23 protein-coding genes and 1 tRNA gene are annotated in these 24,339 nt (G+C 64.8%); 6 read left to right on the forward strand and 18 right to left on the reverse strand.

The genetic code is table 11. The features are described 5' to 3' along the window. A partial coding sequence (locus Q8P38_12160; GenBank protein MDP4015353.1) for a ParB N-terminal domain-containing protein occupies nucleotides 1–537 on the reverse strand: 537 nt, incomplete at its 3' end. Between the two features lie 47 nt (nucleotides 538–584). Here Q8P38_12160 and Q8P38_12165 point away from each other — a divergent pair. Next, the gene (locus Q8P38_12165; protein MDP4015354.1) at nucleotides 585–812 is read left to right on the forward strand and encodes a hypothetical protein; all 228 of its coding nucleotides are present in this window, start codon (nucleotides 585–587) and stop codon (nucleotides 810–812) included. 20 nt (nucleotides 813–832) lie between these two features. Here Q8P38_12165 and Q8P38_12170 read toward each other — a convergent pair whose 3' ends face one another. The 11 genes from Q8P38_12170 to Q8P38_12220 form a co-directional block, all read right to left on the reverse strand. After that, nucleotides 833–1,273, reverse strand: a complete 441-nt coding sequence (locus Q8P38_12170) for an HNH endonuclease signature motif containing protein (protein MDP4015355.1) — start codon at nucleotides 1,271–1,273, stop codon at nucleotides 833–835. Then, entirely contained in the window at nucleotides 1,270–1,470 is a 201-nt protein-coding gene (locus Q8P38_12175; protein MDP4015356.1) for a hypothetical protein, read from the reverse strand. The genes Q8P38_12170 and Q8P38_12175 overlap by 4 nt, the downstream gene beginning before the upstream one ends. A 301-nt stretch (nucleotides 1,471–1,771) precedes the next feature. Next, a tRNA-Ile gene (locus tag Q8P38_12180) sits at nucleotides 1,772–1,862 on the reverse strand. Between the two features lie 86 nt (nucleotides 1,863–1,948). Then, complete coding sequence (dnaG, locus tag Q8P38_12185) at nucleotides 1,949–3,769, reverse strand: DNA primase (GenBank protein ID MDP4015357.1); 1,821 nt, start codon at nucleotides 3,767–3,769, stop codon at nucleotides 1,949–1,951. Further along, nucleotides 3,766–5,058, reverse strand: coding sequence for a deoxyguanosinetriphosphate triphosphohydrolase (locus tag Q8P38_12190; protein ID MDP4015358.1), 1,293 nt, complete (start codon nucleotides 5,056–5,058; stop codon nucleotides 3,766–3,768). The genes dnaG and Q8P38_12190 overlap by 4 nt, the downstream gene beginning before the upstream one ends. After that, a complete protein-coding gene (locus Q8P38_12195; GenBank protein MDP4015359.1) occupies nucleotides 5,007–5,618 on the reverse strand; it encodes a YdcF family protein in 612 nt (203 codons plus the stop codon). Before Q8P38_12195 ends, Q8P38_12190 begins: the two co-directional genes overlap by 52 nt. A gap of 118 nt (nucleotides 5,619–5,736) precedes the next feature. Beyond that, nucleotides 5,737–8,487 (reverse strand): pyruvate, phosphate dikinase, encoded by a 2,751-nt coding sequence (gene ppdK, locus Q8P38_12200; GenBank protein ID MDP4015360.1) that lies wholly within the window; start codon nucleotides 8,485–8,487, stop codon nucleotides 5,737–5,739. Nucleotides 8,488–8,557: 70 nt separating this feature from the next. Next, a complete protein-coding gene (gene dusB / locus Q8P38_12205) occupies nucleotides 8,558–9,640 on the reverse strand; it encodes a tRNA dihydrouridine synthase DusB (protein ID MDP4015361.1) in 1,083 nt (360 codons plus the stop codon). Between the two features lie 30 nt (nucleotides 9,641–9,670). Further along, nucleotides 9,671–11,326 (reverse strand): hypothetical protein, encoded by a 1,656-nt coding sequence (locus Q8P38_12210; GenBank protein MDP4015362.1) that lies wholly within the window; start codon nucleotides 11,324–11,326, stop codon nucleotides 9,671–9,673. Between the two features lie 115 nt (nucleotides 11,327–11,441). Then, nucleotides 11,442–12,815, reverse strand: a complete 1,374-nt coding sequence (locus Q8P38_12215; protein ID MDP4015363.1) for a glycine--tRNA ligase — start codon at nucleotides 12,813–12,815, stop codon at nucleotides 11,442–11,444. 80 nt (nucleotides 12,816–12,895) lie between these two features. After that, complete coding sequence (locus tag Q8P38_12220; protein ID MDP4015364.1) at nucleotides 12,896–13,255, reverse strand: hypothetical protein; 360 nt, start codon at nucleotides 13,253–13,255, stop codon at nucleotides 12,896–12,898. Nucleotides 13,256–13,560: 305 nt separating this feature from the next. Between Q8P38_12220 and Q8P38_12225 the strand changes: the two genes are divergently transcribed. The 5 genes from Q8P38_12225 to nirD all read left to right on the forward strand — a co-directional run bounded on the left by Q8P38_12225 (nucleotide 13,561) and on the right by nirD (nucleotide 17,731). After that, nucleotides 13,561–13,986, forward strand: a complete 426-nt coding sequence (locus Q8P38_12225) for a hypothetical protein (protein MDP4015365.1) — start codon at nucleotides 13,561–13,563, stop codon at nucleotides 13,984–13,986. A gap of 89 nt (nucleotides 13,987–14,075) precedes the next feature. Next, nucleotides 14,076–14,450 (forward strand): metalloregulator ArsR/SmtB family transcription factor, encoded by a 375-nt coding sequence (locus Q8P38_12230; GenBank protein ID MDP4015366.1) that lies wholly within the window; start codon nucleotides 14,076–14,078, stop codon nucleotides 14,448–14,450. Beyond that, complete coding sequence (locus Q8P38_12235; GenBank protein ID MDP4015367.1) at nucleotides 14,447–15,085, forward strand: cation transporter; 639 nt, start codon at nucleotides 14,447–14,449, stop codon at nucleotides 15,083–15,085. The genes Q8P38_12230 and Q8P38_12235 overlap by 4 nt, the downstream gene beginning before the upstream one ends. Before the next feature lie 226 nt (nucleotides 15,086–15,311). Continuing rightward, a complete protein-coding gene (gene nirB / locus Q8P38_12240) occupies nucleotides 15,312–17,345 on the forward strand; it encodes a nitrite reductase large subunit NirB (GenBank protein MDP4015368.1) in 2,034 nt (677 codons plus the stop codon). Between the two features lie 20 nt (nucleotides 17,346–17,365). Next, complete coding sequence (gene nirD, locus Q8P38_12245) at nucleotides 17,366–17,731, forward strand: nitrite reductase small subunit NirD (GenBank protein MDP4015369.1); 366 nt, start codon at nucleotides 17,366–17,368, stop codon at nucleotides 17,729–17,731. Here the strand turns inward: nirD and Q8P38_12250 are convergent. The 6 genes from Q8P38_12250 to gabT form a co-directional block, all read right to left on the reverse strand. Next, the gene (locus tag Q8P38_12250) at nucleotides 17,726–18,421 is read right to left on the reverse strand and encodes a hypothetical protein (GenBank protein ID MDP4015370.1); all 696 of its coding nucleotides are present in this window, start codon (nucleotides 18,419–18,421) and stop codon (nucleotides 17,726–17,728) included. The genes nirD and Q8P38_12250 overlap by 6 nt on opposite strands. Nucleotides 18,422–18,548: 127 nt before the next feature. After that, nucleotides 18,549–19,244 carry a hypothetical protein gene (locus tag Q8P38_12255; protein ID MDP4015371.1) on the reverse strand — a complete coding sequence of 232 codons (696 nt, stop codon included), beginning with the start codon at nucleotides 19,242–19,244 and terminating at the stop codon, nucleotides 18,549–18,551. A 23-nt stretch (nucleotides 19,245–19,267) separates the two neighbouring features. After that, nucleotides 19,268–19,963, reverse strand: a complete 696-nt coding sequence (locus Q8P38_12260; protein ID MDP4015372.1) for a hypothetical protein — start codon at nucleotides 19,961–19,963, stop codon at nucleotides 19,268–19,270. Between the two features lie 91 nt (nucleotides 19,964–20,054). Beyond that, entirely contained in the window at nucleotides 20,055–20,615 is a 561-nt protein-coding gene (locus Q8P38_12265) for an HIT domain-containing protein (protein ID MDP4015373.1), read from the reverse strand. A gap of 15 nt (nucleotides 20,616–20,630) precedes the next feature. Beyond that, entirely contained in the window at nucleotides 20,631–22,655 is a 2,025-nt protein-coding gene (gene thrS, locus Q8P38_12270) for a threonine--tRNA ligase (protein ID MDP4015374.1), read from the reverse strand. A 57-nt stretch (nucleotides 22,656–22,712) separates the two neighbouring features. Next, entirely contained in the window at nucleotides 22,713–24,071 is a 1,359-nt protein-coding gene (gene gabT, locus Q8P38_12275; GenBank protein MDP4015375.1) for a 4-aminobutyrate--2-oxoglutarate transaminase, read from the reverse strand. Nucleotides 24,072–24,339: the final 268 nt, after the last annotated feature.

Consider the following 24,339-nt stretch of genomic DNA (forward strand, 5'->3'; position numbering starts at 1 on the left):
GACGGCTTCACGCCTCGCCGCCGCCTTCAGTCGTGACACGGGTCGCGCGCGACCATCAGCGCCCACGCGATTCTCCGACTGGGGAATTTCCCCAGTCGGAGAAAGCTCCGCTCGAACCGCACTCGCCGTCTTGTGATCAACCCCGGTCTTCGCGGCGTGCTGCCGATCCGACAACGCAGGGTCCGCGATGAGCGACCGCTTCAACGACTCCCGCTTCTCCTCACGCGTCAACTGGCGACGCGCCTCATTCGACTCCCGAGCATGCGCGAGGGCGTCCGCATCGTCCGCCACCACAACCAGCCGCGTCACCGGCGGGAGCCCCAACTCGACACAAACACGCAAACGGTGATGCCCATCCAGCACACGGCCATGCTGATCAACATCAATCGGGAGTCGCTGCCCCCCCGCCTCGATCTTGCTCCGCAGCTCCGCGAACTCCTCCACCGTCAACGGCCGAAGCTCGTTGGCGAACGTCACCGCGTCCGCGATCGGCTGGGGCGTCTCGTCGGCGGTCACTGATCTCGGGGGCAGGTACATAGTCGTCACCGCGACACCTCGGCGTTCCCACTGCCACCATCGCGGAGATGGAACCGCGACTTGAGTTTGAGAAACACATCAGCGAGACACTGATGCGCACGCGACGCGAACCCCTGGACGATTGGCAGTCCGCCGTTGAGCAGATCCTCATCAACGTGGGGCACGCGGTTGACCGGCTTGAGAGGATCGACATCGCGTTGGCTGCCGTGATCGCGACAATCCCGGGCATCCCAGTCGATGTGGCACGGCTGTTCGAGGAGGGCGATCAGGTGTGAGAGGGCAGCGGTCGTGGTGTTCACGACGCGGCCTCGTCGGGTAGGAGGGTGGCGGTGGGGATGTTGAGCGCGGCCGCGAAGCGTGCTGCTGCGCGCTGGGCATTAGCGCATTCGCGGCAGGACCGATGCCCCGCCGCGTTCACCCGGGTGTTCTCCGGCGTGTAGTCATGCCCAGCGGGGCAACACCGGATCGCGCGCCTCGCATGCGCTGTGTTCTCCCCAGCCGTCAACAACTCCATGTGCTCGGTGTTCAAGCACCGCTTCTGGAAGCACTTGTGATTCACTGTCAACCCGTCGGGGATCGGCCCGTTCACGAATTCCCAGGCGCCGCGATGGGCGAGCATCGACTTGCCATGCCCGTTCGTCACGCTGCCGTAGCCGCGCGAGTTGACGGTGCCCATCCAGATCCAGCACTCGGAGTCGTTCACCTGGACGTATTTGGCGAGCCTCGCCGGAATCACGACGCGGCCTCGTCGGGTAGGAGGGACGCGCACCAGATGCGGATGGTTTCGTGGCTCATGTCGATCTGCCCGTTGGTGGCGGTGTAGAGGTCGCGGGCGATGGCCCGCCAGGGTGTGCCGCTGGTCCGTTTGGTTGATAGCCATTGGTCGAGTGGCGTGCCGAGGAGGAGTTGCGCTAGGCGCTGATTCGGTGTCACGGCGCGAACTTATTCGCACTTCTGGGAAACGTCAATACGCCACGCCGGGTGATTGACGATAGATGCGCTAGCGTGTCAAGATATTGGACATGAGCACTCAGACGATGGATATGGTGGACCTACGCATCAGCCGCACGATCAAGGCTCTACTCAGCGCACGGGGTGAAACCGTGACTCAGCTCGCGAGCTCTGTGGGTATGCCAGCAGCGACTCTGTACCGGCGGCTACACACGGGGCTGCACGCGGCGGACCTCGCCAACGTCGCCGACGCGCTCGATGTGACCGTGCAGGACCTCTACGACGGCCTCGGCGGCAAACTGCCGCCAGTCACCACCGTGGACCCACGACCGGCGGATTATGAGTCCGCTGCTCTGACCAACTGAGCTACCGCCCCTGCCTCGCTGAGGATACCGCCGACCGGGCAACACAGCGGGACTGCCGACACGTAGGGTCTCGGGACTCCATCCCCGCCCACGCGCTAATCGACCCCGGCCCAATGGCGTCGAAGTTCACGCCGGTACTGCTCCAAGCGCAGCAAGTCTCCCAGCACCTGTGACGTGCGCTCAGGATCGTCCAACTCGGATCGCAGATCCGCCACGTCCCGAGCGACCGACCGCTCCAAGAGATTGGCCATGATTCCCACGGCGTATCGCTCGCTGACGCCAGCCACAGCCTCAGTCGAAAGCGCCCTGACCAAGGCTCGTTCCCCGTCGTCAGCGCAAGATTCAAGGACAGAACGCACCCTCTGGGCCTCGGTCAAGTCGCCACCCTCGTCCGCGGACTGGATGGCAGCGAGTAGCGCCTTGGGCGTATCGCTGGTGAAGCAAGAAGGTGTGACGGAGGCTCTCCAGTCCCCTACCAGGTCCGGGAACTGCAGGAGGAGCTTCAACGCTTCCCGTTCAACGCGGGCGTCAGTCCACTCGGACACCGAGTTGCCCGGCGAGCCCAGCGAGCCATACGAACGCTGATCCCGTCCCGCCTCTCGGTCCGTGTCACGACCCCGCGCGGACGACCGAACCGCCGCCAGGACCCGCTCGGGTTCAACGCCGAGCCAACCAGCGACTTCCCGCGCGTATTCCGGGCGCAGCATCTCGTCCTTGATACCCCCGATGACAGGTGCAACGGCCCTCAACCCAGCCGCCCGCCCTTCGGCGCTGCCTAGATCCAACCCCGACAGGGTCCGGCGCAGGACGAACTCGAACAGCGGAACACGATGCTCGATCAGGTCTCGGACGGCCTCGTCGCCGTGAGTCAGGCGCAGATCGCAGGGATCCAGCCCCTCAGCCGCGACTGCCACGAGCATCTTCGCCGCGAAACTCTGGTCTTCGGCGTACGCCTTCTGGGCGGCTGCCTGGCCAGCCTCGTCACCGTCGAACGTGAAGACGACTTCAGCGCGACTGTCGTCCATGAGCAGTCGGCGCAGTATCTTCACGTGCCCGGACCCAAAGGCCGTGCCGCACGTCGCGACAGCGGTGTCCACTCCAGCCAGCTGGCATGCCATGACATCCGTGTAGCCCTCAACAACTACGACCCTCTGGGAACGCGCGATGGCCTTCTTCGCCTCGAACAGCCCGTAGAGCACCTGGCTCTTCTTGTACAGGGGAGTTTCGGAAGTGTTCAGGTACTTCGGCCCGTCATCGCCGAGTCGCCTCGCCCCGAAACCGACGACATCGCCGGAAACGTCACGGATCGGCCAAACCAGACGATCGCGGAAGCGATCGTATAGACCCCGGTCTCCGCGACCCGCGACACCGGACTCGACGATCTCGTTGTCTGAGAACTCCGACCTCAGATGAGCGACCAAGCCCTGCCGCGGCGCGTAGCCGAGCCCGAAACGGTCCCACGCCTCATCAGGAAATCCCCGGTCAGACAACAACTGCCGCGCCACCGACGCATCGCGGTCGCCGAGCTTGCCCTGGAAGAATCGGTTGGTGGCCGCGTTGACGGCGACCAGTCGGCTTCTGGGGGTGCCAGTTTGTCCTGCGGCTGAACCGCCTTCATAGCGCAGAACCAGCCCGACCCGGCCAGCAAGTTTCTCTACCGCCTCGGCAAAAGCCAGGTGATCGACAGCCATCAGGAAATCGACCACGTCACCACCAGTGCCGCAGCCGAAGCAGTGATACAAGCCCTTGCTGGCGGTTACGTGGAAGCTCGGCGTCCGTTCTTCGTGAAACGGGCACAGCCCCTTCATCGAGCCGCCACCGGCACTGCGCAACGTCACATGCTCGGATACGACCTCGTCTATCCGCACCCGGTCGCGGACCTCCGCTATGTCCTCGGCTCGGATCCGCCCCTTCATGTCGCGATCCTACGGTGCCAGGACAACAGCGACGTGTCCGTCAGACTTGCCACCTGGTCGACAACTACACGTAAGCGCGCGTTGTCGTCGGGAGCGAAGTCCCAAAGCGGCCGCAGCCAGGGCTCGAGATCCCTGCCCTCCCGGCGACCCAGCGCATGCACGACCTCCTCGATCACCTTCCCCTGTTGACGGTAGATCGCCTCCGCCCCGTCGCGGCACATCACGTAGTGGGCGGCGACAGCCTTCATGACCGCCACTTCGAGTCTCGACGACCATGGAACCTCCAGCGACGCCTGGTAGCGAGTCAACGGTCCCGGCCCCCACCGCTCACGTGTGGCAGCCTCGGCGGCCACGCTGAAGCGCCCGATCAGTTCACTCGTCATCGCCTTCACACCAGCCAGGCAGCGCATCGAACCGTCGAATGCCCCCACCCAGCAAGGCAGGCCGCGCAGTCGCTCCAGCGCTTCAAGAAGCTCATCGTGAGCCGCCTCCGGTATGTACCACAGACGGGCGAGGTCTACGACGCGGGCGCGTTCATCAGCGCTGGACAACGCCTCTGGGCGCAGATGGCCCAACTGGATGGCGTCGTCCACGTCGTGAACCGAGTACGCCACGTCGTCCGCCCAGTCCATCACCTGAGCCTCTACGCAAGGAGTCCGCTCAGGTGCCTCCTGCCTCATCCACTCGAAGACGGCCATGTCCTCCGGGTAGACCCCGAACTTGCCGCCGTCGCCGGGCCTGGGCCAGGGGTATTTCGCGGTCGCATCCAGCGCGGCCCTCGTCAGATTCAGACCCGCGCTTCCACTGTGCCCGAGTACCTTGGCTTCCAACCTGGTCAATACGCGGAACGTCTGGGCGTTGCCTTCGAACCCGCCGCACGTGGCCCCGAGCCTATCCAGCGCCGCCTCACCGTTGTGCCCGAACGGAGGGTGACCGAGGTCATGGGCCAGCCCGGCGACGTCTACAAGGTCGGGGTCACAGCCCAGCGCGGCTCCCAGCTCACGCGCGACCTGCGCGACCTCCAGCGAGTGAGTAAGTCGCGTTCGCGGCACGTCGGATTCCCCGGCCACAAGCACCTGCGTCTTCGCCGCCAGTCGCCGAAGCGCCGAGCAATGCAGCACTCGGGCGCGGTCTCGGGCAAAATCAGAGCGACCTGAGGGCTTTGGAGTTTCAGAGACCCATCGCGACCGGTCGCGCGCCTCGTATCCCGCCTGAACTGTCGGCGTAGAGTCTGGCGTCACTTGCTGGCGGGCGCTTGGCGTGGCGAGTCGATCATCCATCGGTCCCATGCGTAGAACCTGAGCTGTCCGCCCGCCTCCCTGAGCACGTAGTCGAATCCGAGATTCGAACCATCCCCCGATGCGGGGCCGCTGACTCTAGCTTCATCGAAGCCAACAGCTTCGGCGATGGCTCGGGAACGCCCCAGATGCGCCCTATCGGACACCAAAGTCACTGTCGTCCAGCCCTTCTTGGTGGCCCGCTGCGCTACGGCCTCCAGCGAGGTAATCGTGTCTGAGCCCACCGCGACAGCGGTGACAGCAGCCCCCGGCACACCAGACCGGACAAGGTAGTCCGCGCCAGCCTCGGCCTCAGTCGTCTTGTCCCCAGGGATTCCGCCACCGACGGTGACAATCATGGGAGCAACCCCCTCCTTGAACAACTCCCTGGCGTGATCTAGCCGGTTCGCGAAGACCGGTGACGGCGTTCCCCAGTACTGAGACGCGCCCAGAACGACAATCGCGTCAGTGTGCGCGTGATCATCAGTACGGGCAGCGGACACCACACTGCCGATCGCAAGGGCCGCCACCAGAGCCACGGCGACACCGGCAGCGACGAGCCCGCGAACCATCACATGACCTCCCCGTTCGCGATTCGGCGCGCCCAGTTGCTCCGACCGCGGCCGACCAGTCGCTAGGGACACAACCCAAGTGTCCCCGACTAGTCGCGCGGAACCAAGACCCGGGACGCTACCTGGTATCGGCCGACGCGACACCCAGCGATGCCCGGGCGGCTTCGAGTCGCGCCACAGGCACACGGAACGGCGAGCAGGACACGTAGTCCAACCCCACATCATGGAAGAAGTGGATGCTGGCGGGATCGCCGCCATGTTCTCCGCACACGCCGAGGTGCAGGTCCGGGCGAACCGCTCGCCCTTCCTCCACCGCCATCTTGACAAGTCGGCCGACGCCCTCGGTGTCAAGTGACTCGAATGGCGAGACTCCGAAGACTCCTCTGTCCAGGTACACGCTGAAGAAATTCGCCTCGACATCGTCCCGACTGAATCCCCATGTCGTCTGAGTCAGGTCGTTCGTGCCGAACGAGAAGAACTCGGCGGACTCTGCTATCTGCCCAGCGGTCAGAGCAGCTCTTGGCAGCTCGATCATCGTCCCGAGCGGGAACTTCAGGGTGCAATCGTGACTCGCGGTCACTTCAGCCACAACGGCCTTGGCTTCCTCGGCAATCAGATCCAGCTCCTGGATCGACCCTACGAGCGGAATCATGATTTCGGGTCGTGGATCTCCACCCAGGCGCTCCCGGTAGCAGGCGGCCTCCGCGATCGCCCGGACCTGCAGGGCGAACAACCCCGGAAGTATCAGCCCTAGCCTTACGCCGCGCAAGCCCAGCATCGGGTTCTGCTCATGCATCTTGCGGACAGCGGCCAGTAGCTTCACTTCACGCTTCGTGGGCCCCCCATGCTCCTCTTTATGCGCGATCTCGACTGACAGCTCGGTCAGGTCGGGCAGGAACTCGTGCAGCGGCGGGTCCAGAAGTCGGATCGTGACCGGGCGCCCGTCCATCGCCTCCAGGATCTGGATGAAGTCCTGGCGCTGCAACGGCAGCAGCTCGTCCAGCGCGGCTTTCTGCGCCTCCGCGCCCTCCGCCAGGATCAGACGCTGAACGATCATCTTTCGCTCGCCGAGGAACATGTGCTCGGTCCGGCACAGACCAATCCCCTGCGCCCCCATGCGCCGCGACCGAGCCGCGTCGTCCGGGGTGTCAGCGTTAGCCCTGACAAACATTCGCCGGACCTCATCGGCGTGACGCATGATCCTGTCGACGGCCATGACCAGTTCGACAGTGTCTTCGTCAACTCCAATCAGGGCGTCGTCGATGCCGGAATCGAAGTACGTCACCACTGCCGACGGCATGACTGGCACCTCACCCAGGAACACCTCTCCCGTCGACCCGTCGATGCTGACTACGTCGCCCTCGCGCAGTACTCGTCCATCGGGGAGGGTCAGGAACTTCTCTTCGGTGTTGATGTCCAGCTCGTCAGCGCCGCAGACCGCGGTCTTGCCCATTCCCCGCGCTACCACCGCCGCGTGGGATGTCTTGCCGCCGCGCGAAGTCAGCACACCCCGCGAGGCCACCATCCCGGCTAGGTCATCGGGGTTGGTCTCCCGCCGAACCAAGATCACGGCCTTGCCTTCAGCGGCGGCGGCTACAGCGTCCAGCGTGGTGAACACGATTCCGCCGACGGCCGCGCCCGGAGACGCGTTCATGCCCTTGGTTAGGAACGTGATCTCACCGGAGCGATCGAATCGCGGGAACATCAGCTGTGCCAGCTGGGCGCCAGCGACTCTTCGGACTGCCTCGTCCATGTCTATCAAGCCCTCGTCCACGAGCTGGATAGCGATCTTGAAGGCGGCTCCAGCCGTACGCTTGCCGACCCGCGTCTGCAGCATCCACAGTTTGCCGCGCTCAACGGTGAACTCGATGTCGCAGAGATCCTGGTAGTGCTCCTCCAGTTTCTTCATGATGTTCATCAAGTCCTGGTAGCTCTTGGGGTCGGTATCACCCAGAGCCGACAAAGGCAGCGTGTTGCGGATACCGGCGACAACGTCCTCGCCTTGGGCGTCGGGCAAGTAGTCACCGTAGATCCCGCGAGCGCCCGAACCCGGGTCACGCGTGAAGGCCACTCCTGTACCGGAACCTTCGCCAACGTTGCCGAAAGCCATCATCTGAACGTTGACAGCGGTACCCAGTCCGTGCGGGATGCGCTCCTGACGCCGGTAGAGCCGCGCCCGATCGGTGTTCCAGGAGTCGAACACCGCGCGGATGGCCATGTCCAACTGCACCATCGGCTCCTGCGGGAAGTCCGAACCAGTCTCCTGCTTCACGATGCCGCGGTAGTTGCCGACCAAGACGCGTAGCTCTTCCACGGGTATATCGATGTCCGCGACAGCTCCGGACGCCCGCTTGGACTTCTCCAGAGCGGCCTCGAACTTCGATCCGTCGATGCCCAGGACAGTCTTGCCGAACATCTGCATCAAGCGCCGGTACGAGTCCCAGGCGAAGTGCTCGTTGCCGGCCTGTCGCGCCAGACCGACGACGCTTTCGTCGTTCAGGCCAATGTCCAAAACGGTCTCCATCATGCCCGGCATCGAGAACTTCGCTCCCGAGCGAACCGACACCAGCAGGGGATCATCAGCGTCGCCGAGCTTGCGGCCGACCTGCTTCTCCAAGTGCTTGAGCGCTTCACGAACCTGCGCGGTCATCTCGGGCGGTTCGTCCCCGCTGGCCAAGTACACGCGGCAGGCATCAGTAGTGATGGTGAAGCCGTGCGGGACCGGAATCCCCAGCCTGGCCATCTCGGCAAGATTCGCGCCCTTGCCTCCCAGCAGGTCCTTGAGTTCCTTGCCGCCCTCGGAGAAGGGATAGACGTACTTGCCATCGACTGGCTTCACAGGTCCGGACTTGCCTGCTTTGGGGGTCATTCTCGCCATCCTTTTGTCGGTTGTCGCCCATACTTGCAAAGACGGCGCCGCGATGCCGCCCGACCCCGTCTTACGCGGTTCTGGATTCGAGCCAACCTTCCGGCAGGATGACCCGGCGCGCACCCGAGCTGCGACCTCGACGCCCGCTGGCAAGTCTGGCGGACTGGTCAGTGTCAATTCCGGCGATCATGCGATCCACGTCGGCCAGGGACTCGACCATCCCCAGGCCCTGCCGGATTCCCCCGCTCACCCGGAACCCCTTGAAGTACCACGCGTGGTGCTTGCGGATCTCACGGGACCCGACGTGCTCCCCGAAGTAGGCCATCAGTAGCTCGGCGTGACGACGGTACATGGCGACGACCTCAGCCAAATCCGGGTCCGGGCGAACTGGGAGCCCAGCGAAAGCGTCTGAGAGCTGACCGAACAACCATGGTCGGCCAAGACACCCCCGGCCGATGACGACACCGTCGCAACCGGTTTGCTCCATGACGGCCAGCGCGTCTGCCGCGCTCCAGATATCGCCATTGCCGAGCACCGGTGTGCCGGTCGGCGCCAGCAGTTCCTTGAGCCGGGCGATCGCCTCCCAGTCAGCCCGCCCACCGTAGTACTGCTCCGCGGTTCTGGCGTGAAGCGCGACCCAGGCGACCCCAGATTCGGCGGCTACGCGCCCTGCCTCCAGGTACGTCAGGTGCTGGGAGTCGATGCCCATGCGCATCTTGACCGATACCGGGAACCGGCCGCGGGCAGCGTCGACAGCGGACGACACGACCTGGCGGAACAGGTCGGACTTCCACGGCAGGGCAGCACCTCCACCTTTGCGTGTCACCTTGCGCGCTGGACATCCGAAGTTCAGGTCGACGTGATCTGCCAAGTCCTGTTCCCTGATCCGCGTGACTGCCCGCGCCATGACTCCAGGGTCGGTCGAGTACAGCTGCAGCGATCTGGGCCGCTCTTCATGTCCGAACGTCATCAGCCTCCGGCTCTTTGGGTCATCCTCAACGAGTGCCCGAGCCGTCACCATTTCCGAGACGAACAGTCCCGCCCCCTGCTCGCGGCACAGACGCCTGAACGCCAGATTCGTTACCCCGGCCATCGGAGCGAGCACAACGGGCGGATCTACGACAACGCCTCCGACCACCAGCGGCAACTTCATGCGGCCATTGTCCGGCATCGCCGTGACGGCTCAGTTGGACCGCATGCGGAATGCGTGAACCACCGGGTACTGATCCCAGTCGCCCTGATACCCGTTCAACTGCTGCAGATACAAGGTGCGTGTCTGCGAGTCGTATGCCGCGCCCGTGATTCTTCGGACGGCGCCGGTGTCGGCTCCCTGCGCCGCGCCGGTCGCCGGATACGTCACTTTCGCGATCTGGACGGGCCGCACATCCCAGGGCTTGTCGCGACCCCGGGCCACGTCCGCGAGATCGGAGGGGTCGTAGACGTACCAGTAGGGCTCGTAGCCCCCGGTCTGGATTCCGCCGTTCTCGTAGGCGATTCGACCGAGGTTCAGCTCCGCGAAGAAGATCACTCCCTTTCGCCCAGGTTCGTTGATCCAGATCGCCGCACCTTCGATCGAGTCACCCGGCGCCCAGAATCCTCGCCTGCCTTCTGGACTGCGCCCCCAGTACAGCGACGGCTCGACCCAGTAGTTCGTAGGACGCACTGCCCAGTCGTCGGAGCGTTCCACCGCCGCCGGATGCACCAGCAGCGGCAGGGGTTTGAAAACGCCGCCATTTCCCGACGGAGCGTTGATCGCGTACAGGGTTGGCCCCATGCTCCCCTCGCCGATGATCGAGTAGTAGCCACCGAAACCCACGCCGAGGTCCCTGCCACCCAAGTGACGGTCCGCGAACGTCTTCGGGATTGCCAGGGTTCCCCCGCGGACGCGCTGGGCGTGGGTCGCGTTTCCATCGTTGGTTCGCCACGGACCTCGCGCTGAGATCGTTCCCCCGGAGTAGTCGGAGTAGCCGAAGACGTGATCGTTGCTCACGTCCGCGTTGTAGACGTGACCGAAGCTCCAGTAGAGCCGACTCGTCCGGGAATCGAAGAACAGCCCGTGCGTCCAGTTGTCGCCCTCCAGCGGTTCGGCGGCGTTGCCCAGGCGCTTCCGCCCCTGATACACATCGCATGGCTCAGCAATGACGGGAGCCACGGGCCAGCTGCCCGCATCCTTCGACACGCCAGGGAAGCCCGCTTCGAAGATCAGGCCACCGCTGTACACGTGAGTCCCGGAGAAGAAGCGCAATTGGCCATTGACCCTGCGCAGCGCCAATCCGGCGCTGGCGTAGGCGGTGGGCCACCCGCAGGCCTCCGTCGGCATCCTGAACGCCCCCAGATACGCGAAATCCGACCTGCGCAGGACCGTGCGCCCGGACTGCGCCGAGCGAGGAGCGATGACCGGAGAGCGCGCACGCTTACTCCAATCTCCGCGCTTGCCATTGACCACGAGCCTCACTCTCAGCCGAGTTGCCTTGCGTTCCCCACCCACCGATCGCATCACACGCCGCACCCGCTTGGGTATCCAAACCGACACGCGCCTGGCGGCCTCGCGCACTGCCGGGGCTCGCACGTGCTTGCCTGCTCTGTTCGAGAACACGACGCGTACGTCGGCTTCCCGTCCGATCCTGCTGCCGGCCTTGATGATCAGCCGCTCCCCGATCTCGACTCGGCGCGGCCGCACCGAGGCGACTTCGGGGCCATTGGCAGTGCGCGAGCGCGGGTGGATGCCAGACGGGGCTAGTTCCTGTACGTCCGCAGCCGTACCGGGCCCAGCTGCGGCTCCGGCAGCGGCTCCGGCCGCGGCGACAACCACCGCCACTGAAACGACGAACCACTTCATGAACAAGCCATCGGCGCCGGAAACCTCGGCCTCAAGCCGACGTTGGCGAGAAAGGTCGACGTTGTGGTCGGAACCGTGGAGTTGCCCTACTCCGTGGCCTGCGCAGGCACCGCGCTTAGCACGGAAGCCGCGTCGCGAGAAACGCTTCGATACTGGCCAGCGGGATGCGCTCCTGCGACATCGAATCGCGTTCCCGGACCGTAACGGCCTCGTCGGTCAACGTCTCGAAGTCCACGGTGACGCAGTACGGAGTGCCGATCTCGTCCTGGCGACGGTAGCGGCGGCCGATCGCCCCGGCGTCATCGAACTCGACATTCCAACGCGCCCGCAGCGAGGCGGCGAGCTGGCGAGCGCGCGGCGACAACTCCGGGTTCCGAGATAGCGGCAGAATCGCCACCTTCACAGGCGCGATTCGTGGGTCGAACCGCAGTACCGTGCGGCGGTCGGTTCCGCCCTTGGTGTTCGGCGCCTCGTCAACGTCGTAGGCGTCGAGAAGAAACGCCAGAACCGCTCTCGTCAGACCAGCGGCGGGCTCGATCACGTACGGAGTCCAGCGCTCCCCGGTCTCCTGATCGAAGAAGGACAGATCCGTGCCCGAGTGTTCGCTGTGCGTGCGCAGATCGAAGTCCGTACGGTTCGCGATCCCCTCCAGCTCGGCCCACTCGCTGCCCGCGAACTGAAACTTGTACTCCAGGTCCACAGTCCTCTTCGAGTAGTGGGAGAGCTTCTCCGCAGGATGCTCGTACAGGCGCAGGTTCTCCGACTTGATGCCGAGGTCGACATACCAGTCGCGCCGCTCCTGGATCCAATCCTCATGCCACTCCTCATCGGTGCCAGGCTGAACGAAGAACTCCATCTCCATCTGCTCGAACTCGCGCGTCCGGAAGATGAAGTTCCCCGGAGTGATCTCATTGCGGAACGACTTGCCGGTCTGGGCGATACCGAACGGCGGCTTCATCCGGGCGCTTTCGGCCACGTTCTTGTAGTTGACGAAGATCCCCTGCGCGGTTTCCGGCCGCAGGTAATGTACAGACCCCTCCTCCTCGACCGGCCCGATGCTGGTCCGGAGTAGCCCGTTGAAGTCCCGGGGCTCGGTGAAGTCCCCCTTGTTTCCGCAGTTCGGGCACGGGATCTCGTCCAGACCGGAGGCGGGCCGTCCCTTGCGCTCTTCGAACGTCTCCAGAAGCTGGTCGGCACGGTATCGCTTGTGGCATGAGCGGCATTCGGTCAGCGGATCAACGAATTCGGCCACGTGCCCAGAAGCGACCCAGACCTGCGGGGCGAGGATGACCGACGAATCGATCCCCACAACGTCATCACGCCCGCGAACAACCGCCTGCCACCACTGACGACGGATGTTCTCCTTCAGCTCGACTCCGAGCGGCCCGTAGTCCCAGGCGGAGCGAGTCCCTCCGTAGATCTCGCTTGAGGCGAACACGAACCCCCGGCGCTTGCACAGGTTGACGACGGCTTCAACACGATCGACCACGAGATCTCCACTCCGGCTGGTTGTCGGCGGCACTCCGGGGCTGACGGCCGGGTGTCACTCCAGGGTAAGGCAGGGCGCGATCAGCCCGGCCCGCTGCTATCCGCGTCCGCTGCTCTCTCGCTTCGCACAACCGTGCGGCGACCATCCTCGTCGGACTGGAGGATCTCGAACACTCCAGCGCCAGGCGCCGCGAATCCCTCGAGCGGACCCAAAGCGAGCTTCGCCTCAAACCCCCCAAGACCTCGCCTCATCGATCCCGCGTCGACCCAATGGACAGCGACAAGCCACTCCCGCGGATCGTCAGGATTCCTGCCGATCCAGCCCCCAGAGAAGCCAGCACTCCCGGCCACGGCATCCAGAACCGCGGTCAAACGCGGCCGCCACTCAGGCTCTCCCAGAACGGCCGCATCCGGCTGCCGGTAGCGCAAGAGGGTGATCACCAGGCCATCATGCCTGTTCCCAGACTCGGCGCCGACTGGGTAGCACCGCTCTGTGGGTATCCCGAGCACTCGCCGCCGCTCACGACAGAAGCGGCCGCTACCGAAAGAAACGCCCGTTGTATCGGGCGCGTCTGTACCCTAACGGTCGCGTTTGTCAGGAACGGCCGCAAACGCAGCGGGGGCAAGGCGCCGAGCGCAGGGCATCGGCGACGGCGGATGGGGTCGGCCTCACCAGGTCGCGGTCCAGCTTTGGCGAATTCCCTCGCATGGGGGACGATGGGTCACAAGCCACCGGAGGAGCTTCAGTGTCCCAATCCCGCAAGAAGAGCCGCAAGCGTCAGTCCGTCAGTGGTCGCAACCGTGGCCCAGCGCGCGTCTCTGCCTCAAGCGCCACGAAGACGGTGCGCCGCCCGCAGGCTGTCATTCCCCAGCGCCAGTCACACGCTCGCAAGCGGCTGGAGCGTGCGAGCGCGCCGATGCTCATCCGGCTGCACGCGACTCCGCGCTGGCTTCTGGGGGTCTTGCTCGGGCTGATGCTCCTGGCCGGGCTGGGCCTGAGCGAATCCTGGTCCCCACTCGCTGGATTCCTTCTGGCCGTGATCGGGTCATTCGTGGCGTGGCTGTCAGCACTGGCCTGGCCCGTCCTCACTCCTGGTTCACGAGTTGCCCGGGTTGCCGTTGTCGCCGCGATACTCGGAATCTCCGTGCTCAAGTTCATGGGCCAGTTCTGACCTGACCAGGATGCGGCTCCCGCATCCGAGGAGCGGTCGGTGCCCAGAACCCAGTAGAACCAATCGGCCACTGACGATACTATCGGTGCGTGACGATTCTGAGCCAAGGTGACAGGACTCCCGCGAGGGACGCGATGTCCAATTCAGCGGCCGTCGCGCTGTTCCGGTCCCTGGGAGACCCGGCCCGACTGGCGATCATCCAGCGCCTCGCGGACAACGGCCCCATGCGCGTAACCGATCTCGTTTCGCAGCTTGGCCTGGCGCAATCCACCGTTTCAGCGCATCTGGCGTGCTTGCGCGAATGTGGGTTGGTCGACGCCCAGCCAATGGGGCGAGCGTCTGTGCACTCGCTGACCCGTCCCGAGCTACCCGCCCTACTGCATGCCGCCGAGCAGCTGCTAGCCGAGACCGGCTACGCGGTCGATCTGTGCGGAACGTCCGGCTCGGACGCACGCGGACGATGAGCTCCGAGGCACACCCGGCGGCGAAGGGAGCGGCCGCGCGCCGGGCAGTGCGCTACGTCCGGGCGACGATCGCCTACAACGTGATCGAGGGCGTGATCGCGGTCCTCTTCGGTGTGGCGGCAGGGGCCGTGTCGTTGATCGGATTCGGGGTCGACTCCGTGATCGAGGTGGCCGCCGGCGCCGTCGTGCTCACTAGGCTGGTTGCTGAGATCCGAGGCGGGCATCCGGACGAAGCCAAGGAACGGCGCGCGCTGAAGTTCGTCGCTCTGACGTTCTTCGCGCTGGCCGGCTACGTAGCCGTCGAAGGAACGCGGGAGCTGCTCGCTGGCGACAAGCCTGACACCAGCTGGGTCGGCATCGCGCTGACCGGCGCATCGATCATCGTCATGCCGTGGCTCGCTCACGCCAAGCGCAAGGCAGGCCTGGAAATGAACTCGCACCTCGTTGTCGCCGAGGCCGCCGAGACCCGGCTCTGCGCGTTGCTGAGCGTGTCGACGTTCGTCGGCCTGCTCACCTACGCCGCGTTCGGATGGATCTGGCTCGACCCCGCCGCCGGTTTCGTCATCGCGGCATTCGCGGTCATGGAGGGCCGGGAAGCCTGGGGAGGGGAGCTCGTCTGCTGCGACGAGGACTGAGCCGCCCTCCTCAACAAGCCAGGAACCTTCCTCGATGCGTCAAAGTTTCGCGCGCCGACACGAAGGTGAAACAGTCGCGCAACGAACCCGGCGGAAGCTAGGCGCATGGCCGCACGCGAGTCGCCGCGTCGACGGAACGCCCCTGCCTCTGCGGGAAGACGCGCCACACAGCGGCTCGTGATCGTCGGCGGAGGTATGGCAGGGCACAGGGTCGCCCAGGCCATGCGTGATCGGAGGTGGCCTGCTGGGCCTGGAAGCCGCCGGGGCGCTGCTCGCCCTGGGCCTGCGGGTCACAGTCATCGAGTTCGCTGAGCGTCTGATGGCGACGCAAGTCGACGCTGGCGGCGGCGAGGCACTGCGCCGGTTGATCACTGCCCTCGGTGTCGAGATCCGTACCGGCGTGGCCGCTGATCGAATCGACTCGAACTCAAGGGGTCGAGTTCGCTCGGTCACGCTGTCGGACGGTACTTCCTTGCCCGCTGGGGTGGTCATCTTCGCCACTGGAGTGCGCCCGCGCGATGACGTCGCGCGCAACTCGGGTCTGCGGATCGGTGAGCGGGGAGGGATCGTCATCGACTCCGCGTGCCGGACAAGTGACCCGAGCATCTATGCCGTGGGCGAGTGCGCGAGTTGGCAGCAGCAGTGTTTCGGTCTCCTCGCGCCAGCCAACACGATGGCCGAGGTGGCTGTCGACCAGATGCTGGGGGGACACAACGAACTCGATGAGATCGACACGTCAACCAAGCTCAAGCTGGTCGGCGTCGACGTCGCGAGCTTCGGCGACGCCTTCGCCGAAGTTCACGGGTCGCTCGAGGTGGTTCTCGCGGATCCAGTGGCTGGCATCTACCGCAAGCTGGTCCTGTCTGATGACGCCCAGAATCTGCTCGGCGGGATCCTGGTCGGCAACGCAAACGACTACGCGGTGCTGCGGGCTCAAGTAGGTGCCAAGCTCACAGCTAGCCCCATTGAGCTGGTCACGGGGAGTGCCGACGTGGACGGCGCTCTCGGCGACTCCGCCATCATCTGCACATGCCACAACGTCTCAGCCGGTCAGCTCCGACAGGCGGTACGTGACGGCCACCATGACCTGGCAGCCCTGAAAGCCTCAACCCGGGCGGGGACAGGGTGCGGATCGTGCCTCCCGCTCGCCAAGCGAATCCTGAACAACGAGATGGAGGCGGCCGGGCTGACCGTGTCGCGCGCCATGTGCGAGCACTTCGCGATGCCGCGGGCTGAGCTGTTCGACATGGTGCGCATTCACGGACACGCGACCTTCACCGAAATCATCACAATGCACGGCACGGGCCGGGGCTGCGACATCTGCAAGCCGGTCTGCGCGTCGATCCTGTCGAGTCTCGGGCGCGGCCATGTCCTGGACGGAGAGAACGCCGCGCTGCAGGACACGAATGACTTCGTGATGGCCAACATCCAGAAGGACGGCACCTACTCCGTCGTCCCCCGGATTCCCGGAGGTGAGATCACGCCCGCGAAGCTGCGCGTGATCGCGGATGTCGCCGCGCAGTTCGACCTGTATACCAAGATCACCGGAGGCCAGAGGATCGACGTGTTCGGAGCACGGATCGAGCAGCTTCCACTCATCTGGAAGCGGCTGGTTGACTCCGGATTCGAATCGGGCCATGCCTACGGCAAGGCGGTGCGCACGGTCAAGTCCTGCGTCGGATCGACGTGGTGCCGCTTCGGAATACGGGACTCAGCCGGAATGGCCACTGCCCTTGAACTCAGATACCGGGGCCTGCGCGCCCCGCACAAGGTGAAACTCGCGGTGTCGGGCTGCGCCCGCGAATGCGCCGAAGCCAGGAGCAAGGACGTTGGAGTCATCGCTTCCGACCGCGGGTGGAACCTCTACGTCTGCGGGAATGGAGGCAACACACCCCGACACGCCCAACTCCTCGCCGAGGATCTCGACGACGAAACGCTTGTCCGTCTCATCGACCGGTTCCTGATGTTCTACGTGCGCACCGCCGACCGTCTGCAACGCACGGCTGCCTGGCTTGAGGATTTGGACGGCGGAATCCACTACCTGCGCCGGGTCATCATCGATGACACTTCCGGCGTCTGCGCGGACCTCGAAGCAGCGATGATGCAGCACGTTGACACCTACGTCGACGAGTGGCGGGCGACGCTGGCCGATCCTCACAAGCTGGCGTTCTTCACCTCATTCATCAATGAACCGGACACTCCGGACCCAGACCTTCGCTACGCGCTGCGGCGGCAGCAGAAGCATCCAGCCGAGGCGTGAAGGGAACCATCGTGGATGAGATGACAAGGGAGCGCGAAGAAGCGTGGATTCCTGTGTGCCGCGCAGCCCTGCTTGCGGTCGAGCGCGGAGTTGCAGTCATGCTCGGAGGGAGGCAGCTCGCGATCTTCCGCATGAGCGGGGGTCAGGTCTTCGCCGTGGGCAACCGGGACCCGTACAGCGGCGCGAACGTGATGTCTCGCGGAATCGTTGGAACCAGCGGCGCGCTCACGACTGTGACCTCCCCCATGCACAAACAGGTCTTCGACCTGCGCTCAGGTCGGGCACTTCTGGACCCCGATGTGTGCCTGGGAAGCTACGCCACCAGGGATGTCGCCGGGATCATCGAGATCCGGCTGGACGGATCACCCGCTGGATGCCCCCTATGAAAAGGCTGCGTAGCGCGACGCCACCACGATCGACAGGCGGTTCACCATTCGGCGCGTCTTGGCGCGTGGAACCGCTGGCGGACCGGATGGCCAGTCCTTCTGCCGGAAGAACTCGGTGAAGGCGAGCGCTCTGCCGGTCCGCCGAACGACTGTGTAGATGAGCAGATTCTGCCCACCCTCACCGTCATACAATCCCGCCATCGCCGTCGACATGCCGATGCCCCGTCTGCCGTAGAGCGAACCCAGGCGAGTGTTGGTCTGGGTGATCGTGAAACCCCCCGACTCGATCAAGCCCGGGCAGGCAGCCAGCTTGGCCTTGATCGCGCGCATGCCCCGCCGCGCCTTCGCCCTCGAGCCGTACTCAGCTACCAAGGACGAGATGCCCTCCGGGCGCCGCAGACCCGCGTTGATCGCCGAGGTAGCCTGCCTCCGAGGCAGCTTCAAGCTGAGTAACCTGCTGGGACTCTTCCCGCAGATCAGCTTCCGTGGACTCCGGTCCGCGCCGGTCGCGGGCCCTGGGGCTCTCGCGGTCTTCGCTTTGGGGAACCACGGCAGAACATCAGTCCTGTGCACCACGGTTCCAGCCAAGGTCCTCAGGGAAATGCTCGATTCCGCCTGAGCTGGCAGTTGAAGCAACGAGAAGACGAGTCCACCAACAGTGACCGCAAGTACGACGGACCTAGACTTCACCGGCACCCCCCGTTGTCGAAGCACGCGTTGATTGTACGTGCCGCGATGACTCAGCCAGAAATCCGCAGCTTCAGGCCCTGATACCAGCACTCGCCTACAGCATCAGGACCGTCATCTAGGAGCTTGCCTACGTAACTGCGTTGTACCGCGAAGCGACAAGGACCGACAGGTACTCCGTGGCACTGCGCGCCTTCGCGGGCACAGCAGCGGGCGGACCCGCGGCCCAGGCCTTCATGCGCGAGAACCGGGTGAAGGCGAGCCCACGACCCGTCCGCCGAACAGCCACGTACGTAATCGAGTCCGGCCCGGTACCCACATTGTCGATCGTGGTGTAGATGCCGATTCCCTGGCCGTGGTAGACCGACCCCAAGCCCGCGTTGCCCTGAGTGATTGTGGCCTCCCCGGCCAGCGCGATCACGGCGGGGCAGCTAGCCAGCTTGGCCCTGACCGCCTGCATCCTCTCCTTGGCCTTGGCCTTGGTCTTGTACTGGACAATCAGCGACAACATGCCCCGAGTGTCGGGAGCGCCCATCCTCATGTCCGACCAGGCCTGGCGCTTCGGCAGCTTGTTCAGGCTCAGGATCTTGTCAGATGTCTTGAAGCAGATCCCTTGTGATTCGATCCGGTCTTCTCCGGTACCCGGCCCTGGAGCCCTAACGGTCTTGGTCTTGGGGAACCAGGGCAGAAGGTCCGATTTCTTCACGACGGTCCCGGCCAGAGTCGTGGGCGAGACACTCGACTCCGCCCCCGCCGGCAATGCCATCAACGACACCGCCAGACCACTAGCGGCAGAGACCGCGAGCACAGCTGTACGACGTTTCATTATTCCTCCTTGATTGAAGACCCCTACTTGACTGCGTCGTACCGAGACGCGACCACAACCGACAGGTACTCCGTGGCACTTCGCGCCTTCGCGGGCACAGTGGTGGGCGGACCGGCGGCCCACGTATTCACATATGTGAACCACGTGAAGGCGAGCGCGCGGCCCATACGCCGGATGACGAGATACTCGATCGACTCTTGCGGATCGTCGCCGCCCATGTCAAGAGACGCGTATATGCCGATCCCCTTGCCCCCGTAGACCGAACCCAATCCGACTGCGGACTGAGTGATCGTCGAATCGACCGTCGCGATCACGGGGGGGCAGCTAGCCAGCTTGGCCCTGACCGCCTGCATCCTCTCCTTCGCCTTGGCCTTGCTCTTGTACTGGGCCATCAGCGACAACATTCCCCGGGTCCCGAGGCGGTTGGTGAACATCTCCGACCAAGCCTGGCGCTTCGGCAGCTTCTTCAGGTTCAGGGCCTTGTCAGCGGTCTTGAAGCAGATCTCCTGAGTACGGATGCGTTCATCACCGGTACCCGGCCCTGGAGCCCTGACGGTCTTGGTCTTGGGGAACCAGGGCAGAAGGTCCGATTTCTTCACGACGGTCCCGGCCAAGGCCGTGGGCGAGACGGTCGGTTCCGCTACCGCCGGCAACGCCATCAATGACACCGCGAGACCACTGGCGGCAGAGACCGCGAGCACAGCTGTACGACGTTTCATTATTCCTCCGAAATCGAAGAAGAGCTCGACCAATCGCAGCCTAGCCACAAGCGGGCAGGGATTCTACGTATGGACCGCATCGGCGATTCCGTTAGTCCCAGCAGTCGGCCAGGCGTCGTCGGGTCTCGGGCAGATCCTGCGGCAGGACCTTCGTGCGGGCCACTAGGGGCATGAAGTTCGAGTCGCCCAGCCAGCGCGGTATCACGTGTTGATGCAGATGGGCCGCGATCCCGGCGCCGGAGATGGGGCCCTGGTTCATTCCTATGTTGAATCCGTCCGGAGCCATCGCCCTGCGCAGCGCCACGATGGATTTCTGGACCAGCGAGGCCAGCTCTGCCGCTTCGACCGAAGTCAGGTCGATGTAGTCGGCTACATGCCTGTAGGTGCAAACCAACAGGTGACCGGTGTTGTAGGGGTAGAGATTGAGCACCGCGTACGCGGTCGCCCCGCGCGCGACGATCAGGCCTTCGGCGTCGTCAAGTCCGGGGACGCGGCAGAAGGGGCATTCATCCCCCGCCTCGTCGTTGGGCGGTTTCCCCTCGCCCTGGATGTACTCCATGCGATGCGGAGTCCAGAGCCGTTCCATCCCGTCGCTCATCAGCGCCTCCGCCACCGGATCCCGGTGCGGCACTTCCGGGTCTTCCTCGGCCAAGTGGACTCCCAAGGCTCAAACGGCGCGGCGGTGTTCTGACACAGCGTCGGCTATTTCGGCGACTGCTTCCGGGATAGGTACCCCGTTCTTCTGATCGCCGCTTCGGTACCTGAAGGACACGGCAACGGCGGCCACATCATCATCCCCCGCGAGCAACATGTACGGCACCTTCTGGCGCTGGGCATTGCGGATCTTCTTCTGCATGCGGTCCGAGCCGTCGTCCACCTCGACGCGAACCCCAAGCCCCCGCAGCCGTGACGCGACTTCTTCCAGGTGCCGCACATGCTGGTCGGCGATGGGAATACAGACGACCTGAACTGGCGCCAGCCACGCGGGGAAGGCACCCGCGTAGTGCTCAAGGAGCACGGCGAAGAACCGTTCCATCGATCCGAAAAGCGCCCGGTGGATCATCACCGGCTGTTGCCGGGACCCGTCAGCGGCCGTGTACTCCAGATCGAACCGCAGTGGCAACTGGAAGTCGACCTGGATGGTCGACATCTGCCAGGTCCGCCCGATCGCGTCCTTGGTCTGGACGCTGATCTTCGGGCCGTAGAACGCGGCGCCTCCTTCGTCCATGACGAGTTCGAGGCCCTGCCGTTCCCCTGCCTCACGCAGGTACTGGGTGGCCTCGGCCCAGTCAGCCTCACTTCCGACGCTCTTGTCCGGATCCCGGGTGGACAGCTCCAGGTAGAAGTCCGCGAGCCCGAAGTCGCGCAGCAGATCGAGTACGAACTCCAGCAGGGAGTCCAGCTCGGCGTGCATCTGCTCTTTCGTGCAGTAGATGTGCGCGTCGTCCTGTGTGAAGCCCCGTGCCCGGGTAAGACCCTGCACCACGCCCGACTTCTCGTACCGGTAGACGGTCCCGAACTCGAACAGTCGCAGCGGCAATTCGCGGTACGAACGGCCCCTGGACCGGTAGATCAGGTTGTGCATCGGGCAGTTCATCGGCTTCAGGTAGTACTGCTGCGGAGCTCGCTTGACATGGCCGTCGGCGGCGTATTCGGCGTCCAATTCCATCGGCGGATACATGCTCTCCCGGTACCACTGAAGGTGTCCGGAGAGGTTGAACAGCTCCGCCTTCGACAGGTGGGGCGTCGTGACAAACTCGTAGCCGCCCTCCTGGTGACGCTTGCGCGAGTAGTCCTCCATGACGCGCCGAACAACACCGCCCTTGGGATGGAAAACGGGCAGCCCGGACCCAACCTCCTCAGGGAAGGAGAACAGGTCGAGTTCCGCGCCGAGGCGGCGGTGGTCCCGCCGGGCGGCCTCCTCCAAGAAGGTCTCGTAGGCGCGAAGCTGCGCCTTGTCCGGCCAAGCTGTGCCGTAGATGCGCTGCAGTTGCTCGTTGCTATCGTCTCCCAGCCAGTAGGCGGCTGACGACCGCATCAGCTTCACTGCGTTGGAGGGGATGTGGCGCGTGGTCGGCACGTGAGGTCCGCGGCACATGTCGCCCCAAGTCCGCTCTCCCGTGCGCGGGTCGATGCTGTCGTAGACGGTCAGGTCCTTGCCGCCAGTCTCGGCGCCGAGGTCGGCTGCTTCCTCCGCTCCTCCCTCGCGGCCGATCAGCCAAAGCTTGAAGGGCTCATCGGCGAACTCGTTCCGGGCTTCGTCTTCGGTCAACACCCTGCGGCCGAACTTCTGGCCGGACTTCAGGATCTGCACCGTGCGTGCCTGAATCTTCGCCAGATCCTCGGCTGTGAATGGTTGCGAAACTCGGAAGTCGTAGTAGAAGCCGTCCCTGATCGGAGGACCGAAGCCCAGCTTGGCCTCTGGATGCAGCTCCTGGACAGCCTGGGCCAGGACGTGCGCGACCGAGTGGCGCAGAACATGCAGCCCATCCGGGGAGTCGACGCGAACCATCTCGACGGTGTCACCGGGCGCCAAGACGTGATCGAGGTCGACAAGCTCGCCATTCACTCTGGCAACCACGACGGCACGGTCGTTGCCAGCTAGGTCCGCCGCGCGTCCATCCTCGGGCAACGCGACATCCTGCCCGTCGCACTGGACCTGCATCTGGGACAACTCTGCCTCCGGTCTCACGCACCCTCGCCGACGCATAGCGCCAGGTTCTCATCGTATTGGCACGCAGCCGGTGGGTCAGCCACCCGACTCCAGGCGAAGCAGAACGCTCGACAAGACATCCAACCCCTCGGTCAGGAGGTCCTCGCCGATGATCAAGGGCGGAAGCAGGCGTATGACGTTGCCCCATGTCCCAGCCATCAGCAAGACCACGCCCTCGGCTGTGCAAGCGTCGACGACTCGCTTGGTCAGGGCGTGAAGCGGTTCCAACGAATCCCGGTTCGCCAATTCGATCGCCATCATCGCGCCCCGGCCCCGGACATCCACGATGCTCCGGCTCTCCCGGGCCAGGGCCTCCAACCGTGGCCTGCAGACCACTTCGATCCTGCGGGCGCGCCCAGCCAGGTCCAGGTCGGACATCATCTTGATCGCTGCCACACCGGCAGCGCAGGCCACCGGGCTGCCACCGAATGTCCCGCCCAAGCCCCCCGTGTGCACTGAATCCATAACGTCGGCGCGGCCCGTTACAGCCGACACCGGAAGGCCCCCGGCTATGCCCTTGGCGAGCGCCATCAGATCAGGCTCCACGCCTTCGGCTGCGCACGCGAACCAATCCCCCGTCCGGCAGAAGCCCGTCTGGATCTCATCGGCGACCAGCAGGACTCCGTGCGCCCTCGCCCACGCGGCCAGCGCCGGTAGGAAACCCGGTGCCGGAACGATGAACCCACCCTCGCCCAGGATCGGCTCGAACACGACGGCCGCCACCTGGTCGGCGCCAACCAGGGACTCGATCAGCCCGATCGCGCGAGCGGCCGCCTGTTCCCCGTCCAGACCGTCGCGGAGCGGATACGAGCCAGGGACTCGGTACACCTCGGGGGCGAACGGCCCGAAACCGCGCTTGAACGGCATGCTCTTAGCGGTCATCGCCATCGTCAGATTCGTGCGGCCGTGGTAAGCGTTGTCGAACACGACCACCGCGTCGCGCCTGGTGAATGACCGCGCGACCTTGACCGCGTTCTCAACCGCCTCGGCGCCGGAGTTGAACAGAGCCGAGCGCTTCTCGAACTCCCCGGGCGTGATCCTGTTCAGGTCTTCGCACAGGTCGACGTAGGACTCGTAGCCGGTGATCATGAAGCTCGTATGCGTGATCTTCGCGGCCTGCTCGGCAACAGCCTCCACGACAGGCGGCGCCGCGTTGCCGACGTTGGTGACCGCTATCCCGGATGCAAGATCGATCAGGTGATTGCCGTCGAGGTCGACCAGGATTCCGCCGCCGGCCCGTTCGATGAACACCGGATGGGCAGCGACAACAGCGCTCGTGACCGCTAGCTTGCGGCGAGCCATCAGGCGCAACGACTCCGGGCCCGGGATCGGGGTAACCAAGCGGCGGGACTGCTCAATGTCGGCGCTTGCGCTCTGATGAGGTCGAGAGGCCATGAGGCATGTTGGCACGCCGGTGTCCGTGATCGCGCCCGCGTTCGCAGATCGATCGCAATCCGTGCAACCGATGCCCTGCGTTCACCTGCTCCTGAGCCTAGCCGCAAGCTAACTCTGAGCTACTGAGCGCGTTGACTCATCCCAGATGCCCGCGTAGGTGGGGTCGTTGCCTCATTTGGAAGTGCCCGCGTAGAGCGTGTCTTCGAGGTCGGCTTACCTGGGGTCGGGCCACCCTCAGACATGGGATTGAACATGAGTCAGCGCAAGG

Source organism: Candidatus Nanopelagicales bacterium, assembly GCA_030700225.1.
GTDB lineage: Bacteria > Actinomycetota > Actinomycetes > S36-B12.